19 protein-coding genes are annotated in these 13509 nt (G+C 67.1%); 4 read left to right on the plus strand and 15 right to left on the minus strand.

Annotation, left to right across the window (positions count from 1 at the left end; all coding sequences use genetic code 11):
- Window positions 1-198 precede the first annotated feature (198 nt).
- Window positions 199-765 (plus strand): hypothetical protein, encoded by a 567-nt coding sequence (locus DT074_RS18570; RefSeq protein WP_119421361.1) that lies wholly within the window; start codon window positions 199-201, stop codon window positions 763-765.
- Between the two features lie 6 nt (window positions 766-771).
- Here the strand turns inward: DT074_RS18570 and DT074_RS18575 are convergent, their stop codons facing one another.
- The 12 genes from DT074_RS18575 to DT074_RS18625 all read right to left on the minus strand — a co-directional run bounded on the left by DT074_RS18575 (window position 772) and on the right by DT074_RS18625 (window position 9404).
- A complete protein-coding gene (locus tag DT074_RS18575) occupies window positions 772-1677 on the minus strand; it encodes a DNA-methyltransferase (RefSeq protein WP_119421362.1) in 906 nt (301 codons plus the stop codon).
- 158 nt (window positions 1678-1835) lie between these two features.
- A complete protein-coding gene (phnE, locus tag DT074_RS18580) occupies window positions 1836-2651 on the minus strand; it encodes a phosphonate ABC transporter, permease protein PhnE (protein WP_119421363.1) in 816 nt (271 codons plus the stop codon).
- Window positions 2651-3454 carry a phosphonate ABC transporter, permease protein PhnE gene (gene phnE / locus DT074_RS18585; protein WP_119421364.1) on the minus strand — a complete coding sequence of 268 codons (804 nt, stop codon included), beginning with the start codon at window positions 3452-3454 and terminating at the stop codon, window positions 2651-2653. The genes phnE (DT074_RS18580) and phnE (DT074_RS18585) overlap by 1 nt, the downstream gene beginning before the upstream one ends.
- Window positions 3447-4274 carry a phosphonate ABC transporter ATP-binding protein gene (gene phnC / locus DT074_RS18590; protein ID WP_119421398.1) on the minus strand — a complete coding sequence of 276 codons (828 nt, stop codon included), beginning with the start codon at window positions 4272-4274 and terminating at the stop codon, window positions 3447-3449. Before phnC ends, phnE (DT074_RS18585) begins: the two co-directional genes overlap by 8 nt.
- 28 nt (window positions 4275-4302) lie before the next feature.
- Window positions 4303-5274, minus strand: coding sequence for a phosphate/phosphite/phosphonate ABC transporter substrate-binding protein (gene phnD, locus DT074_RS18595; protein WP_119421365.1), 972 nt, complete (start codon window positions 5272-5274; stop codon window positions 4303-4305).
- Window positions 5275-5384: 110 nt separating this feature from the next.
- The gene (locus DT074_RS18600; RefSeq protein WP_162915003.1) at window positions 5385-6380 is read right to left on the minus strand and encodes a D-2-hydroxyacid dehydrogenase; all 996 of its coding nucleotides are present in this window, start codon (window positions 6378-6380) and stop codon (window positions 5385-5387) included.
- 92 nt (window positions 6381-6472) lie between these two features.
- On the minus strand, window positions 6473-6613 hold the full coding sequence (locus DT074_RS28130; protein WP_162915004.1) for a hypothetical protein: 141 nt from the start codon (window positions 6611-6613) through the stop codon (window positions 6473-6475).
- A 69-nt stretch (window positions 6614-6682) separates the two neighbouring features.
- Window positions 6683-7084 carry a hypothetical protein gene (locus DT074_RS28135; RefSeq protein ID WP_162915005.1) on the minus strand — a complete coding sequence of 134 codons (402 nt, stop codon included), beginning with the start codon at window positions 7082-7084 and terminating at the stop codon, window positions 6683-6685.
- 212 nt (window positions 7085-7296) lie between these two features.
- Window positions 7297-8334: a fatty acid desaturase gene (locus DT074_RS18610; RefSeq protein ID WP_119421368.1), complete on the minus strand. Its 1038-nt coding sequence runs from the start codon at window positions 8332-8334 to the stop codon at window positions 7297-7299.
- A 157-nt stretch (window positions 8335-8491) separates the two neighbouring features.
- Window positions 8492-8743, minus strand: coding sequence for a hypothetical protein (locus DT074_RS28140; RefSeq protein WP_162914999.1), 252 nt, complete (start codon window positions 8741-8743; stop codon window positions 8492-8494).
- Between the two features lie 61 nt (window positions 8744-8804).
- The gene (gene rpsU / locus DT074_RS18620) at window positions 8805-9008 is read right to left on the minus strand and encodes a 30S ribosomal protein S21 (protein WP_119421369.1); all 204 of its coding nucleotides are present in this window, start codon (window positions 9006-9008) and stop codon (window positions 8805-8807) included.
- A gap of 192 nt (window positions 9009-9200) precedes the next feature.
- Complete coding sequence (locus DT074_RS18625) at window positions 9201-9404, minus strand: cold-shock protein (RefSeq protein ID WP_119421370.1); 204 nt, start codon at window positions 9402-9404, stop codon at window positions 9201-9203.
- 331 nt (window positions 9405-9735) lie between these two features.
- Between DT074_RS18625 and DT074_RS18630 the strand changes: the two genes are divergently transcribed.
- Window positions 9736-10263, plus strand: a complete 528-nt coding sequence (locus DT074_RS18630; RefSeq protein WP_368744767.1) for a dioxygenase family protein — start codon at window positions 9736-9738, stop codon at window positions 10261-10263.
- 88 nt (window positions 10264-10351) lie between these two features.
- Window positions 10352-10966, plus strand: coding sequence for a glutathione S-transferase family protein (locus DT074_RS18635; RefSeq protein ID WP_119421372.1), 615 nt, complete (start codon window positions 10352-10354; stop codon window positions 10964-10966).
- Window positions 10967-10970: 4 nt separating this feature from the next.
- On the opposite strand, the gene DT074_RS18640 is transcribed toward DT074_RS18635, so the two are convergent.
- Entirely contained in the window at window positions 10971-11357 is a 387-nt protein-coding gene (locus DT074_RS18640) for a nuclear transport factor 2 family protein (protein ID WP_119421373.1), read from the minus strand.
- 127 nt (window positions 11358-11484) lie between these two features.
- Here DT074_RS18640 and DT074_RS18645 point away from each other — a divergent pair, with 127 nt between their 5' ends.
- Window positions 11485-11970, plus strand: a complete 486-nt coding sequence (locus DT074_RS18645; RefSeq protein ID WP_119421374.1) for an Lrp/AsnC family transcriptional regulator — start codon at window positions 11485-11487, stop codon at window positions 11968-11970.
- 34 nt (window positions 11971-12004) lie between these two features.
- Here DT074_RS18645 and DT074_RS18650 read toward each other — a convergent pair whose 3' ends face one another.
- Together DT074_RS18650 and DT074_RS18655 are read right to left on the minus strand one after the other, a co-directional pair.
- Window positions 12005-12607: a hypothetical protein gene (locus tag DT074_RS18650; RefSeq protein WP_119421375.1), complete on the minus strand. Its 603-nt coding sequence runs from the start codon at window positions 12605-12607 to the stop codon at window positions 12005-12007.
- 12 nt (window positions 12608-12619) lie between these two features.
- A complete protein-coding gene (locus DT074_RS18655; protein WP_119421376.1) occupies window positions 12620-13378 on the minus strand; it encodes a papain-like cysteine protease family protein in 759 nt (252 codons plus the stop codon).
- Window positions 13379-13509: the final 131 nt, after the last annotated feature.

The following is a 13509-nucleotide window of genomic DNA, read 5'->3' on the forward strand; positions in this document are numbered from 1 at the left end:
GGGCGGCTATTGGCGCTTGTCAGCACGAGATCGAGTAGCCGCGGTGCAGCAGATCTGTCCAAGCCGGCCAAGTTGATCGGCCCTCTAGACGTTTTGCTCCTGTGCCGTGTGCTTCCAATCGGCAAGCGACTCGGCAATGATCGGTCGCCAATCAATGCCGCAAGCTTGCCGCAAGTTGCGCAGTTCCAAGGGGAAGGAATGCCGCGAATCATCGACTTTCATCCGTATGACGGTTTCGAGCGAAAGATTCAGAGACTTGGGCTGACCAGCCTGCTCGATGAGGTGAAGACCCTAATTTCTGGGTTCGATCTGAAGATCGAAGAGAGCATTTACGCAAACGGAGCAGCGGTTCTGCGCGAGATGCTGGATGCGCGGTTCGCAGCGGCGCCAGGTTGGAAGATCGTAAAATCGGGGGGCATCGATTGGACGAAGTGCATCAAGCACAATGACGCGGAAATCTGCATGGGTGTGGAGTTGCAGATATCTGCGCGCAGTGACCTTCTGACCAACGATCTTACCCACCTCATGAAGGCCATCGAGGACGCCGAGATTGATGTTGGCGTGATCGTGGTGCCTTGCGACGCGACTGCAAGGTTCCTGACTGATCGATGCCCGCGCTACAGCTATGCGCTTGACCATGTCGCCCGGGCAAAAGGGCAATTCAGCCCTTTGCTCGTGCTGTCTATTGCCCATGATGGACCGGGTGTCGCGCTACCGAAGAAGGTAACTAACACCGGCAAGGGGAGACTCAAGCTGAAACGCTGAGATCGCCTATTCTGCAGCTTGAGGCCAAAAGGGAACCGCCATGTGCGGTGCTTCAACGTGATCATCATTGCGGTGGTGCTCGACCCCGCCATTCCTCAATCGGTCAGCAATATCTTCGCAGAAATCGAGTTCGATACCGATCCATCGACGGCCGCGGCGTTCACAGACGGCGTAAGTGGTCCCACTACCGCCAAATGGATCGAGCACTATATCGCCCGGCTTCGTTGTCATCTCAATCGCACGTTCAAGGATCTTGGTTGACAGCGCATTTGCGCGACGATTGCGACTCTTGAACTTCCAATGACGAACGGGCGGAATATCTGTCCATACGTCCTTCAAATTTACGCCGAGCGGGTTCATCGCACCACGATGGCCGCCGTAATCGCGAATCTCCCCTCCGCAATGACGGCACGTTTCGATCGGAGTACGGATTTTGTGAAAGACCCTCGGCTTGCCTTTTGTAAAGTACAGCAGGCTGTAGTGCGCGGGGTAGAGACGGCCGGGAATGGGCAGGCAGCTCTTCATCTCGATAGCGATCGAATGCCGAAATTCCATGCTCGGCAGGCTCATCAAGTGTGCGCCGAGCAAGATATTCCATTTGGGCAAGTTGTAGACAAAAAGCGCACCACCCGGCGCCAGGACGCGAACGCACTCGTTCAGCCACCTCTTGCACCAGTCCACATACTCATGCTCGGACTTGGCGTCATTGGAGTTCCGACCATAGATCTTGCCAAGGTTGAACGGCGGGTCTGCAAAGACAGCGTGAGCCAGTTGGCTGCGCAGCCTCGGCAGATGCTCAAGGCAGTCTCCTTCAAAGAGTTGACCATGAGAAGAGACGTAAAATGGGGGCGGAAGGCCCATGCCGAGCTGGCCCAACGTATCAGTGTCCCGTGGGATGGCAGATCCGGTCATGCACTATATCCCGTAGTATGAAACGGCCTTCGCCGCAAGATGTGGCGTGGCAACATAGCCGATGCTTGGGAGAGAGTAACCTGGTACGTGTAATTGTCAAATAACCTTCTACCTAATTCTGGACGACAAGGAGCGCCGCGAGCGTGCCTCTATCAGCGTCAGATGATCGCGTGCCGCACCCGCGCCGAGACCCACTCGCTCGCGATCACCGTCGCGAGGATCAGCAGAAAGATCACCGAGGCCTGCGGCCACGCCAGCGTCGCGATCGAGGCGTCGAGCTGGAGGCCGATGCCGCCGGCGCCGACCAGGCCGAGCACCGTCGATTCGCGGATGTTGATGTCCCAGCGGAACACGCTCATGCCGGCGAAGGCCGGCATGATCTGCGGCACCATGCCGTAGGCGACGACCTGCGCCTTGCCGGCGCCGGTGGCGGCGATCGCCTCGACCTGGGCGGGGTCGATCTCTTCCAGCGCCTCGTAGGTCAGCTTGGCGATGAAGCCGATCGAGCGGAGCGCGATGGCGACGATGCCGGCGAGCAGGCCCGGCCCGAACATCGAGACCAGCAGCAGCGCCCAGATCAGCGAGTTGATCGAGCGCGACGACACGATGACGAGCAGCGCGAGCGGCCGGAGCAGGCGCGGCGAGGGCGAGGTGTTGTGCGCCGCGCAGTACGCCACCGGCACCGCCAGCACGATGCCGAGCAAGGTGCCGAGCGTCGCGATGTTGATGGTGTCCCAGAGCGGGCCCCACAACTTGTCGATATAGGGCCAGGCCGGCGGCACCATGCGCACGAACAGGTCGCCGGCCTGCGCCGGCGCGTCCCACACGAATTCCCAGATCGTGTTCTCCGACATCAGCCGCCAGCACTGCACGACGAGGAGGGCGCCGGCGAACCAGGCGGCCCAGATCGCCCACTGGCGGGCCGACGTGCGCCGCTGCCAGACCAGCCGCTCGGCGTTCCGGGTGACCGGCATCACTGCACCCGCCGGCGGATCCAGGAGGAGGAATATTCGCAGGCCATGACGATGGCGATGATCAGGATCAGGATCGCCGCCGCCACGCCGTATTCGTAGCGGTCGAACGCGGTCTTGAGCGTGGCGCCGATGCCCCCGGCGCCGACGATGCCGACCACGGCGCTCTCGCGGAAATTGATGTCGACGCGATAGAGCGAGAGGCCGATGAAGCGCGGCAGCACCTGCGGCTGGATGCCGAAGTTCAGCCATTGCAGCCAGGAGGCGCCGGTCGCCCGCACCGCCTCGGCCTGGGACGGCTCGATCGCCTCGATGTCCTCCGCCAGCAATTTCGCCATGAAGCCGATGGTGGCGAAGGAGATGGTGGCGACGCCGGCCAGCACGCCGAAGCCGAACATCTTCACGAACAGGATGGCGATGATCACCTCCTGGAAGGTGCGGGCGGAGGCGATGATGAAGCGGCAGAAGTAGTAGACAGGGCGCGGCGCCAGGTTGCGCGCGGCGCCGAGCGCCACCGGCACCGAGAGGGCGATGCCGATCACGGTGGCGATCACCGTCATGATCACGCTTTCGAGCAGGCCCTCGAAGATCTCGTCATAGCGCGAGACGAAATCGGGCGAGAGAAAGCCGGCGACGAACGCCGCGCCGCGCTCCAGCCCCATGACGATGCGCGGCCAGTTGACCGGCACCGAGTTGATGGCGAGGTAGAGATAGATCGCGGCGCCGATCATCAGCCCGTGGCGCAGCCACGGGTTGGCGATCAAGGGCGGCGGGCGCCAGCGGCGCGCGGCGACCGCTTCAGGCATTGGCCGCGAGCCTGGCCGGGTCGAGGGCTTCGTCGTCGTCCTCGCCGCCTTCCTCGCTGGCGTGGCGCACGGTCTGCGACCAGTCTTCCTCGCCGTAGATCTCGGTCAGCACGCCGGCGTCGAGCCGGCTGGGCGGGCCGTCGAACACCACCTCGCCGAGCCTGAGGCCGACGATGCGCTGGGCGAATTGCTGCGCCAGGGCGACGTCATGGATGTTGATGATGGCGGCCAATCCGCGCTCGGTGCAGAGCTCGACGATCAGCCGCATGATCTGGCGCGAGGTCTTGGGGTCGAGGCTCGCGGTCGGCTCGTCGATCAGCAGCAGGTCGGGGTTCTGGATCAGGGCGCGGCAGATGCCGACGCGCTGGCGCTGCCCGCCGGAGAGCGCGTCGGCGCGCTTGTCGACGAACGGGGTCAGGCCGACGCGGTCGAGCAGGCCGAAGGCGGCATCGATATCGGCTTGCGGAAAGCGGCGGAACCACGAGGACCAGAAGCCGACATAGCCGAGCCTGCCGCTCAGCACGTTCTCCATCACGGTCAGCCGCTCGATCAGCGCGTATTCCTGGAAGATCATGCCGATGCGCCGTCGCGCGCGGCGCAAGCCCCGCGCCGACAGCGCCGTCATGTCCTGGCCCTTGAGCAGGACGCGCCCGCCCGTCGGCTCGATCAGGCGGTTGACGCAGCGGATCAAGGTCGACTTGCCGGCGCCGGACGGGCCGATCAGTGCCATCACCTGACCGGCCGGCACTTCCAGGCTCACGCCCTTCAGCGCCAGATCGCCGGTGCGATAGCGTTTCTCAAGTCCCTCCAGCGCCAGCATCGGCGATTCGGCACCGGCCATCGTCAGCTTACTTGCACGCGTATTTCACGCCCGCGCCGGTGTCGATCTTGCGGATCACGTCCCAGTGCTGCTTGTAGGTGATCGGGATGTAGCTCTCCTGCGGCGGTTGCGACTTCTGATACTCCTTGAGGAGCTCGGTGCCCTCCCACTTGAAGGAGAAGAACGCGTCCTTGATTTTCTTCGCGAGCTCCGGCTTCAGGTTGTGGGCGATGCCGTAGGCGGTGGTGGGGAAGACGTCCGACTTGTAGATCGAGCGGATCTTGTTGCCATCCACCGCGCCGCGGCCGACCATGCGCGACAGCACCGAATAGGCGATCGCCGCGGCGTCGTAATCCTTGTTGGCGACGCCGAGGATCGAGTTGTCGTGCTTGCCGGAGAAGGTGGGCGTGTAGTCCTTCTCGGCCTCGAGCTTGAATTCTGTCTTCAGCAGCACCGACGGCGCCTTGTAGCCGGAATTGGAGGTCGGCGCGGTGAAGGCGACCTTCTTGCCCTTGAGGTCGGCCGGTGTCTTGGCCGGGCTGTCGGCCGGCACGATGATGTCCATCGTGTAGCCGTACTCCCCGGATTTCGACGCCATCATCGCAAAGGGGTAGAAGCCGGCGCAATTGACCGCGAGCGGCGTGGCGCCGGTGTTGTAGCCGGCGATGTGCAGCCGGCCGGCGCGCATCGCCTCGATCTGCGCCGCATTGGACTGCACGGCGAAGAACTGCACCTTCTTCCCCGTCGCCTTCGAGATGTGGTCGAGGAAGCTGTCATAGACCTTGCGGTAGACCTCCGGGTCCTCGACCGGTGTGTAGGCGAAGATCAGCACATTGGGGTCGACCTGCTGCTTGGCGTCGGGCGTGTCGGCGACCATGTCGCCGTCGCGGTCGCAGAAGCGGGCGTCCAGGGCGCCGCGCGGGCAATCCTGCGCCTGGGCCTGACCGACGAAGCCGACCGAACCCGCCACGCCCAGCGCCAGCGCCGCGGCCACCCGCATTGGTTTTTGCATTTCGCCCTCCCGTCCGCCCGGCGATCGTCCGGGCCGTCTCCTTTTATGACGGAAATATGACAGCGGAACCGGCGCCGGCAAAGCCGAAAGCAATGCGTCTATGCCAGCGCGTCCACGTCGTTGCGCAGCGGATCGCCGCTGCGGAAGCGGGCGAGGTTCTCCAGGAAGATCTCGAAGATCGCCTCGTTCTGGCCTTGGGAATGGCTCGCGGTGTGCGGCGAGAGGATGACGTTGGGCAAGTCCCAGAGCGGCGAGGCGGGGTCGAGCGGTTCGCGCTCGAACACGTCGAGATAGGCGCCGGCGAGCTGGCCCGATTGCAGCGCGGCGACGATGTCGGCCTCCACCGCCACCTCACCGCGCGCCACGTTGACGACATAGGATCCGCGTGGCATGGCGGCGAAGGCGGCGGCGTTGGCGATGCCCCGCGTCTGCGCCGAGGCGGGGCAGCAGAGGATCAGCCAGTCGGCCGTCGGCAGCACGCCGGCCAGACCCTCGTAGGCGATGGTGCGGTCGCAGGGCTCGACCGGCGCCTCGGTGCGGCGCACGCCGGTGACCCGCAGGCCGAGCATCTTGAGCAGGCCGGCGAGGGCGCGGCCGATCGGCCCCAGGCCGACGATCACCGCGTGCTGGTCCTTCAGGTCGCGCGGCGAGCGCTCGCCCAGCCTCGGCTCCCAGGCATGCCGGCGCTGGGCATCCGCGAGCAGGGGGAAGCGCCGGTTCAGCGCGATCATCGCGCCGAGCGTGCTGTGCGCCACCGTGGTGGCGGTGGCGCCGGAGGCGGTGGTCACCTTGACGCCGCGGCCGCGCAGCTCGGCATAGATCGGCCGGTCGGCGCCGGCGGGATGGATCTGCAGCCATTTCAGGCGCGGCGCGTTGCGCAGCACCTGCTGGAAGCCTTGCAGCTCGGGCGTCGGGCTGTTCTTGGTCGAGGCGCCGGTCACCTCGCGGGTCATGAAGGCGATGTCGGCATCGCAAGGCGCGCCGGCCGCGAGCGCGTCCTCCGCGGTGACGAACCCGATCGCGCCCTCCGGCACGGCGGCCTCGATGCGCGGGCCCCAGAGATCGAGCGCATGGGCGGAGAGCAGAAGTTTCATCGGCCGATCTGGCCCGAGCCCGGCGGCGAAATCAATCCCGGGCCATGGCGCGCGGCCGGCCGGCCGCAGGCACGATCGCCCGCCGCGCGGGTCTAGAACGTGCTGGCCAGCGACCTGCGGCGCGCCGCTTCCCGGCGCGCCCGCCATTGCTGCACGCCGATGATGCCCGCCAGCACCAGGAACGTCGCCGCGACGCCGAACAGCCCGAGCAGGAGAAGCGATGTCTTATCCATGCGCGCCGCCTCTCCCGGCCGCATCGGCCGTGACGTGGATGCTGCGGCACGCCGGGCCATGCCGGCGCTTCATATCGCGTCCCGGGCGAGCGCCAGTTCGAGATCCTCCGGGCTGATCGGGAACCCCTGTTTCATGCCGGGCGCCGAGGTCACGTGGATCAGCGTGGCGGTGCGCCGGTAGACCAGCGCGGACACCGTATCGATCAGCGCCTCCACGGTTTCGATCGTGTAGGTCCCCGGCGGCTGGCTGCCGTCCAGTCCGGCGAGGACGAACGGCCGGCGAAAGGTCACGTGCTTGTAGGTCAAGCGCGGCATGGACATCTCCCTTGCCCGATCCCGTGGCGCCGCCAGGCCCTCAGGCCGCATCCGGAGGCTCAACTCGCATCGCCCGGCATCAAAGTTCCAGCGCTCGGGATAGAGGCGGGCCATTTCGCGCGCCACGTAGGGCGACACGTCGATTGCTTCGACCACTACCGCTCACCTTCTTCGGCGCTCGCCGAACTGCCGCATTGGCTGCCGCGATCGGCCCGCAACCACCGGGCGTCGCCGGACGCAGGCTTTGCGGGCGGCAAAGCCTGATGTCATGGGGCGGGCCGTGTTTGGGAGCGATCACCATGCGCCCCCGGCCCCCGCCTGTCCATACAATTGCGGCCGAGGAAGGCCGCACGAATCCGGGCGCGCGGTCAGTCGCGCGCGCGCCGTTTGCTTTGCCGGAAGGTGACCAGGCGGCCGGCGGCCTCGTCCCACAGCGCGTAGCGCCACGCACCGAGCGCCTGGCGAAGGCTGAGCGGCTTCACCTCGCCGAGCCGCGGCACCGCGTCCAGCACGTCCTGCAGGCGATAGTTCGGCACGCGCGGATTGAGGTGATGCACATGATGCAGGCCGATATTGCCGGTGAACCAGCGCAGCACCCGATTGAGCTTCAGGTAGGACGAGCCTTCCAGCGACGCCATGGCGTGCTGCCAGGTCTGCCCCGGCATCCACAGCGCCCGCTCGAAGCGGTGCTGGATGGAGAACAGCCAGGCACCGATGATCGCGGCCAGCGATATGACCAGCAGCTGAACGAAGGCGACGGAGCCGAAGCCGACCAGTAGGCCGAGCCCGACGACGAGGCCGGCGAGCATCAGATTGGTCGCGTAGACGGCGAGGCGCTCACGCCGCCAGCTCTTCGGCATGTCGAACGGCGTCCGATAGAGCAGGAGGAAAACCACCGGCGGCAGGATCACGTTGACCACCAGCGGATGCCGGCTGACGCGATAGGCGAGGCGCCGCCAGACGGAGAGCGCTCGATACTCCGCCACCGTCAGAACCGTGGAATAGACATCCAGGCCGCTCTCGCGCCGGTCGAGGTTGTTCCAGTTGCCGTGATGGCTGGCATGGTGCCGGCGCCACGACGCATAGGGCGTGAGCGTGAACAGGCTGCACAGCATGCCCAGCGTGTCGTTGGCGTGACGCGAGCGGAAGAACGCCCCATGCCCGCAATCGTGCTGGATGATGAAGATCCGAACCAGGAAGCCGGCCGCCGGCACGGCCAGCGGCGCTGCCAGCCAGATGCTGACATCCAGCAGCAGATACATCGCGGTGCAGGCAAGGACGAAGCCGCCGAACGACGTCGCGATCTGGGCGAAGCTCGCACCCAGCCGGGGCCGCTGGAAGGCGACGGTCGCTGCACGCAGCGCCGCTGCATCGCTGAAGGTGATCTCTATGCTCGTCGTCCTCATCGCGCGCCGGCGCGGCAGGGCACCAGGGCGCGGCCCCCGCGGGGGGGCCGTTGCTACAGCTGAAAAATGGCGCCGGTGCTGCCCACAATCAAGATCGATCCTGCGCTTTCGGCCTGCGCTTTCGGCCTGTGCTTTCGGCCTGTGCTTTTGGGTCAGCCTAGGCGCCGACGGCCGCCTTGGGCTTCCGCTTGGATGCGGCCTTCAGCGCGGCCTTCCGGCTCGCCTCTTCCACGGCTGCCGCGCGGTCGGCGGCTTCCTTGGCCAGCCGCAGGGCGCGCAGCCTTGCCGTCTTCGCCTGATCGGCGGCGGCAGCCTCGTCGCGCTCCTTGCTGGCGGCTTCCTTGGCGCGGGCCCAGATCGACTCCGCCTTGCTGCGGACCGAGGACGCTCGCTCGCTTACCTTCGACATGACAGTGCTCTCCTCAATATACGCTCGGCCCGGCCAGGCATCGGCCGGGCAAGGCTGGTGGCTAGGCCTCTTCCCGCGCCAGGCGCTTGCGCATCGCCTTGCGATGGCGGCGGATCGACTCGGCCCGTTCGCGGTTGCGGCGCTCCGAGGGCTTTTCGTAGGCGCGGCGGCGCCTCATCTCGCGGAATGTGCCTTCGCGCTGCATCTTCTTCTTCAGCACGCGAAGGGCCATGTTGATGTCGTTGTCGCGTACAAAGACCTGCATCAAGATCCTTCCCGGCGCGGCGTGCGGCCAGTGCGCGCCGCTTGTTCACGCGCGCCGCCCGTTCTCGTCCGCCGACCGTTTCCGCCCGCCACCCGTTTCCGCCCGGGCTGGGCGCGCCGCTCGCTCAGGCGCGCGGCTCTCTGGTACCTGGAGTGCCCCGGCAGGGCTGGGGCTGCCGGGGCGTTGGCGATCTCAACCGGCCTTCAGGTTCACGGCCGCGGCCTTGCCGCGCTCCATCGACACATCGAAACTGACCTGCTGACCTTCGGACAGCCCCTGCAGGCCGGCCCGCTCGAGCGCAGAGATATGGACGAAGACATCCGAAGAGCCGTCCGTCGGCTGAATGAAGCCGTAACCCTTCTGCACGTTGAACCACTTAACCGTTCCGGTCGCCATAGCATTGGTCTTTCATGAGCTCGGCAGGGCCGGCCTGGGCCGACCGCGCCGATGGTGCACGCCGCGCGACAACCGCGCGGCCTGGCAACCTGAAATTCGGGATTGTTTCGTCGGCGCCGGCGGAAGGTCGGCCCGATTGGGGCTGGCCCGGCGGAGGCGAAGCGGCCAAACAGGCCTAAACCTCGATTGCGGCGCCAGTAGACAACAGAATGATGGCGGCGGAAAGGCATTTCGGGCGCCGGCCATCGATTTCGATGGCGCTTCGGCGGCATTGGGCCGATGCTCGGGCATGTTCCATCTCTGTTTGGTGCGACGGCGGCTTCGCGTGGCGATGCTGTCGGCTGCGGCTCTCGTTCTCTGTGCTTCCGGCGGCAATGCGGCGCCCAGCTGTGCCGGTGCGACATCGGCCGCGCCGCAGGGCGATCACTACAAGGCCAATGCGCCGTTGCGAACCACATTGGTGAAAACCGGCGCGGCGGGGACCAGGGTGCTGCTGAGCGGGCGGGTCCTGGACCACAATTGCCGCAATGTGCTCGGCGCGCTGCTCGAATTCTGGCAGGCGGACGAAGCCGGCCGGTACGACGGGCGGGGCTTCGAGTTTCGCGGTCGGCAGACCACCGACACGCAGGGCCGGTACCGGCTGGAGACGATCGTTCCCGGTGCGGGGGAGGGGGGCGCCCGCGCCATCTACGTGAAGGTCGCTTCGCAAGGCGGACGCGTGGTGACCACCCGTCTCTTCTTCCCCGGCGAGCCCGGCAATGCGGACGATCCCGCCTATCGCGCCGAACTGCTCGTCAAGACCGAACCGGGCCGGGAAGGCCTGATCGCGACCTACGACTTCGTGCTGCCCCCGCCCTAGAGGCGGAGGTCGTGCCGCCGGGCGGCGGCACGACGCTTGTATTTATCCACTTGGTTAAATATAACCGGCGGCGAACCGGAGGTTCGCCATGAAGCTCTACTACGCCGAAACCCTGAATCCGCGGAAAGCCTGCGCGGTCGCGCGCCATCTCGAACTGCCGGTCGAGCACGTGCATGTCGACCTCGCCAAGGGCGAACAGAAGCGGCCGGAATTTCTGGCGCTCAACCCGAACGGCAAGGTGCCGGTCCTGCAGGAGGCGGACGGGCGCACGCTGTGGGAATCGGATGCCATCATGTGCCGCCTGTCGCAGATCGCCGGCAGCGATCTCTGGCCGACGGATCCCGACCGGCAGATCGACGTGCTGCGCTGGCTCGCCTGGGACCTGCAGCATTTCACCCGCCATGGCGGCGCGCTCTATTTCGAGCACATCATCAAGCCGCGCTTCGGCCTGCCGCCCGACCCCGCCGCCGCGGAAAGCGCGACGGGCTTCTTCAAGACCAGCGCCGCCGTGCTGGAGGGCCATCTCGCCGGCCGGCGCTGGCTGCTCGGCGACCGGCTGACGGTGGCGGATTTCGCCGCCGCCATCACCTTGCCCTATGCGGCGCCCGCGAAGCTCCCGCTCGACGGCTTTCCGGCGATCCAGCGCTGGCACGGCCGGCTCTGCGAGCTCGCCGCCTGGCGCGAGCCCTGGCCGCCGAAGTAGCAGCTCACCGCGCCGTCGGGCTCGCATAGACGCGTTCGATGTGGAAGCTCTTGGCAGTGACGCGCCAGGCGCCGTCGACGCGGTGATAGCTGAGCTGATCCAGGAACAGCGTGGCACCGATGCGCACGCGCACCTTCGCCACCGCCTGGTCGGGACCGGCGAAGTCGATGGCGAGGATCGCCTGCTCGCGCGGCGCGCCGAGCGCCTCGGGCGAGGGACGGCCGGCGAGAAGGGCGCGGAACTCGGCGCCGCTCATCACCACGAGCTTGCCGTCGCGGAGCCCGTGCAGCTGGGCCGAGGCAGCGAAGACGCCGTCATAAGCGGCGTCGTCGGCGGTGTACATCAGGTCGAGATAGCGGTTCAGCGCATCGGTCAGGTCGGCGATCGGCATGGTTCGCTCCGGCTGGGATCGGGGCGGAGCATGGCCGGAAGGGGCGGGGCATGTCCTTGCGAAGGCTGCCTTCAGATGAGAGGGTTTTGGCAGTATCTGCCTCAAGCTGTCGATTTTGAGACCTGGAATGCCGAAAACTGAACTCGACGCAGTCGATCGCCGCATCCTCGCCGCGCTGCAGGCCGACGGGCGGCTCAGCAATGTCGACCTCGCCGACCGGGTCGGGCTGTCGCCTTCGCCCTGCCTGCGCCGGGTGCGGCGGCTGGAAGCGGCGGGGCTGATCGGCGGCTACCGGGCGCTGCTCGGCCGCGAGGCCGTCGGGCTCGGCCTCACCGTCTTCGTCGGCGTCAAGATCGGCAGCCATGCCGACCAGGCGGCGGCGGAGTTCGAGGCCGCCGTGGTGGCGATGCCGGAGGTGATCGCCTGCCACATGGTGGCGGGCGAAGCGGACTACCTGCTGGAAGTGGCGGCGCCGGACCTCGCCGCCTACCAGCGCTTCCTGCTCGACCGGCTGCTGGCGCTCGCCATCGTGCGCGAGGTGAAGAGCGACATCGCCATCCAGGCCCTCAAGCAAGGCGCACCGCTGCCGCTCGGCCATCTCGACGCGGGCTGAAAGAGGCGCCCGCGGCGAACCTTCCGCCGCGTCGTCAGCCGCCGCTCGGGTCCCTGGCGCGGCGATCCTCGGGCGGCACGCGTGCCGCGAGCTTGGCCAGCACGGCGAGGAAGGCGCGCGCCGCGATCGGTTCCATCGGCTTCAATTCCGGCGGCGCCGGCGCGAGCGGGATGACGAGATCCGCCTCGCCCGCCTCGTCCTCCAGCCACAGCGCGGCGACATAGATCGCCGGCACCAGCAGGAAGGTCGGCGTGTAACGGCCGCGCTTCACCTGGTCGAGGCTTTCGGCGCGGCGGATCGCCTGTTCGGTGGCGGCGGTGAAGGGCCCCTCGTTCACCTGGCCGAAGCGGTGCTGGCCCTTGAAGTCCTGCGTCTCGACGGCGGCGACCACGCGATCGCCCTCGTGCAGCAGGAAGCGCCAGCCCTTCGGCTCCGCCGCGCGGCGCAGATCGGCCGCGCCCTTGATGCGGTCGAGCCGGAGCAGGGCGGTGCGATGCGGCGTCGAGAGCGCGATGGCGCCCGTGTCGGCACGGCGCAGCGACGGCGTGCGAAAGCCATCGAACGCGGCGAGATCGGCGAGCTTGGCGCGCACGGCCTCGAAGGCCTGCAGCGGCGGATCGATGGTGCGGAGAGGCATGGCGCCGCCTCCTCAAGCCTGGGTGAAGTAGGAATGCGTCCAGCTGCCCGAGCCCTGATAGGACGAGCCGAAGGTCGCATAATCGACATCCGATTTGCCGTACCACGGATCGTCGACCGCCAGCATCTCCTCGAACACGCGGTAGCCGATGATACAGAGGAAATGCGCGCCGCCGCCGGACCAGGCGGTGCGCACGCCAAGTGGCCGGCCGGCATTGATCTCGGTCCGCACCGTGGCGAAGGTGGAACTCGATCCCGTGCTGTGATCGAAATGGCCGACGCGCGTCAGCGAGGAGCCGAGGAAGCCATAGACATTGCAGGGGCCGCTGGCGCCGGTGCCGCAGCAATCGTTGCGGCCGAGCTCGCCGTTGGCGACGGCGCATTGCGTCCAGCTGCTGGCCGGATCGTAGAACAGGGCCACGCTGGTCGAGACGGCGGCCCAGCACCAGTTGGTCTGCTGCTGGTGCTGCATGCTGAAATCGAGGCGGTGCCAGCGGAAGATGCGCAGGATCTCGGCAACCAGCCGGCGCCAATCGACCACGATCCGCGAGATGTCGACCAGGCGGGGCGCGGCACGCAGCGCAGCCGGCGAGATGGCGCCGCCGCCATCGAGGCGGAGAGGCAGGCGCGTCGCCTCGATGATCGAGCCTGTCCTGACCGCGCGCCGCACGCCGGCCTGGGCCTTGGTCGTTCGGCGACCGGCACGCGCCCGCTTGCCGCGGATGGTCTTTCCGGCTTGGCTTGACGGCTTGGCGCGGCTTGATCGGGCCATGGCGCACTCCCCCAAATGGCAAGGCACAAGTGCGTTGGACTGGGCGATGCGAAGTGCCGGCTTCCCTGCGGCAGCTTGAGCGTAGGCCGGGCGACGAGCTCGTCACAAGGGAACGGGGAGGGCACGGCGCC

Source organism: Desertibaculum subflavum, assembly GCA_003576705.1.
In the GTDB taxonomy this organism is placed as follows: Bacteria; Pseudomonadota; Alphaproteobacteria; order Ferrovibrionales; family Ferrovibrionaceae; genus Desertibaculum; species Desertibaculum subflavum.

Bases quoted from the DNA above. Each gene is read 5' to 3' on its own strand.
- DT074_RS18640 (WP_119421373.1), bottom strand. From the start codon at position 11,357: ATGCCGATCGCCGACCTGACCGATGCGCTGAACCGCTATCTCGACCTG.
- DT074_RS18635 (WP_119421372.1), top strand. From the start codon at position 10,352: ATGAAGCTCTACTACGCCGAAACCCTGAATCCGCGGAAAGCCTGCGCG.
- rpsU (WP_119421369.1), bottom strand. From the start codon at position 9,008: ATGCAGGTCTTTGTACGCGACAACGACATCAACATGGCCCTTCGCGTG.
- DT074_RS18630 (WP_368744767.1), top strand. From the start codon at position 9,736: ATGCTGTCGGCTGCGGCTCTCGTTCTCTGTGCTTCCGGCGGCAATGCG.
- DT074_RS18650 (WP_119421375.1), bottom strand. From the start codon at position 12,607: ATGCCTCTCCGCACCATCGATCCGCCGCTGCAGGCCTTCGAGGCCGTG.
- DT074_RS18610 (WP_119421368.1), bottom strand. From the start codon at position 8,334: ATGAGGACGACGAGCATAGAGATCACCTTCAGCGATGCAGCGGCGCTG.
- DT074_RS18575 (WP_119421362.1), bottom strand. From the start codon at position 1,677: ATGACCGGATCTGCCATCCCACGGGACACTGATACGTTGGGCCAGCTC.
- phnD (WP_119421365.1), bottom strand. From the start codon at position 5,274: ATGCGGGTGGCCGCGGCGCTGGCGCTGGGCGTGGCGGGTTCGGTCGGC.
- phnC (WP_119421398.1), bottom strand. From the start codon at position 4,274: ATGCTGGCGCTGGAGGGACTTGAGAAACGCTATCGCACCGGCGATCTG.
- DT074_RS18645 (WP_119421374.1), top strand. From the start codon at position 11,485: ATGCCGAAAACTGAACTCGACGCAGTCGATCGCCGCATCCTCGCCGCG.
- DT074_RS28140 (WP_162914999.1), bottom strand. From the start codon at position 8,743: ATGTCGAAGGTAAGCGAGCGAGCGTCCTCGGTCCGCAGCAAGGCGGAG.
- DT074_RS18655 (WP_119421376.1), bottom strand. From the start codon at position 13,378: ATGGCCCGATCAAGCCGCGCCAAGCCGTCAAGCCAAGCCGGAAAGACC.
- phnE (WP_119421364.1), bottom strand. From the start codon at position 3,454: ATGCCTGAAGCGGTCGCCGCGCGCCGCTGGCGCCCGCCGCCCTTGATC.
- DT074_RS18570 (WP_119421361.1), top strand. From the start codon at position 199: ATGCCGCGAATCATCGACTTTCATCCGTATGACGGTTTCGAGCGAAAG.
- DT074_RS18600 (WP_162915003.1), bottom strand. From the start codon at position 6,380: ATGAAACTTCTGCTCTCCGCCCATGCGCTCGATCTCTGGGGCCCGCGC.
- DT074_RS28130 (WP_162915004.1), bottom strand. From the start codon at position 6,613: ATGGATAAGACATCGCTTCTCCTGCTCGGGCTGTTCGGCGTCGCGGCG.
- DT074_RS18625 (WP_119421370.1), bottom strand. From the start codon at position 9,404: ATGGCGACCGGAACGGTTAAGTGGTTCAACGTGCAGAAGGGTTACGGC.
- phnE (WP_119421363.1), bottom strand. From the start codon at position 2,651: ATGCCGGTCACCCGGAACGCCGAGCGGCTGGTCTGGCAGCGGCGCACG.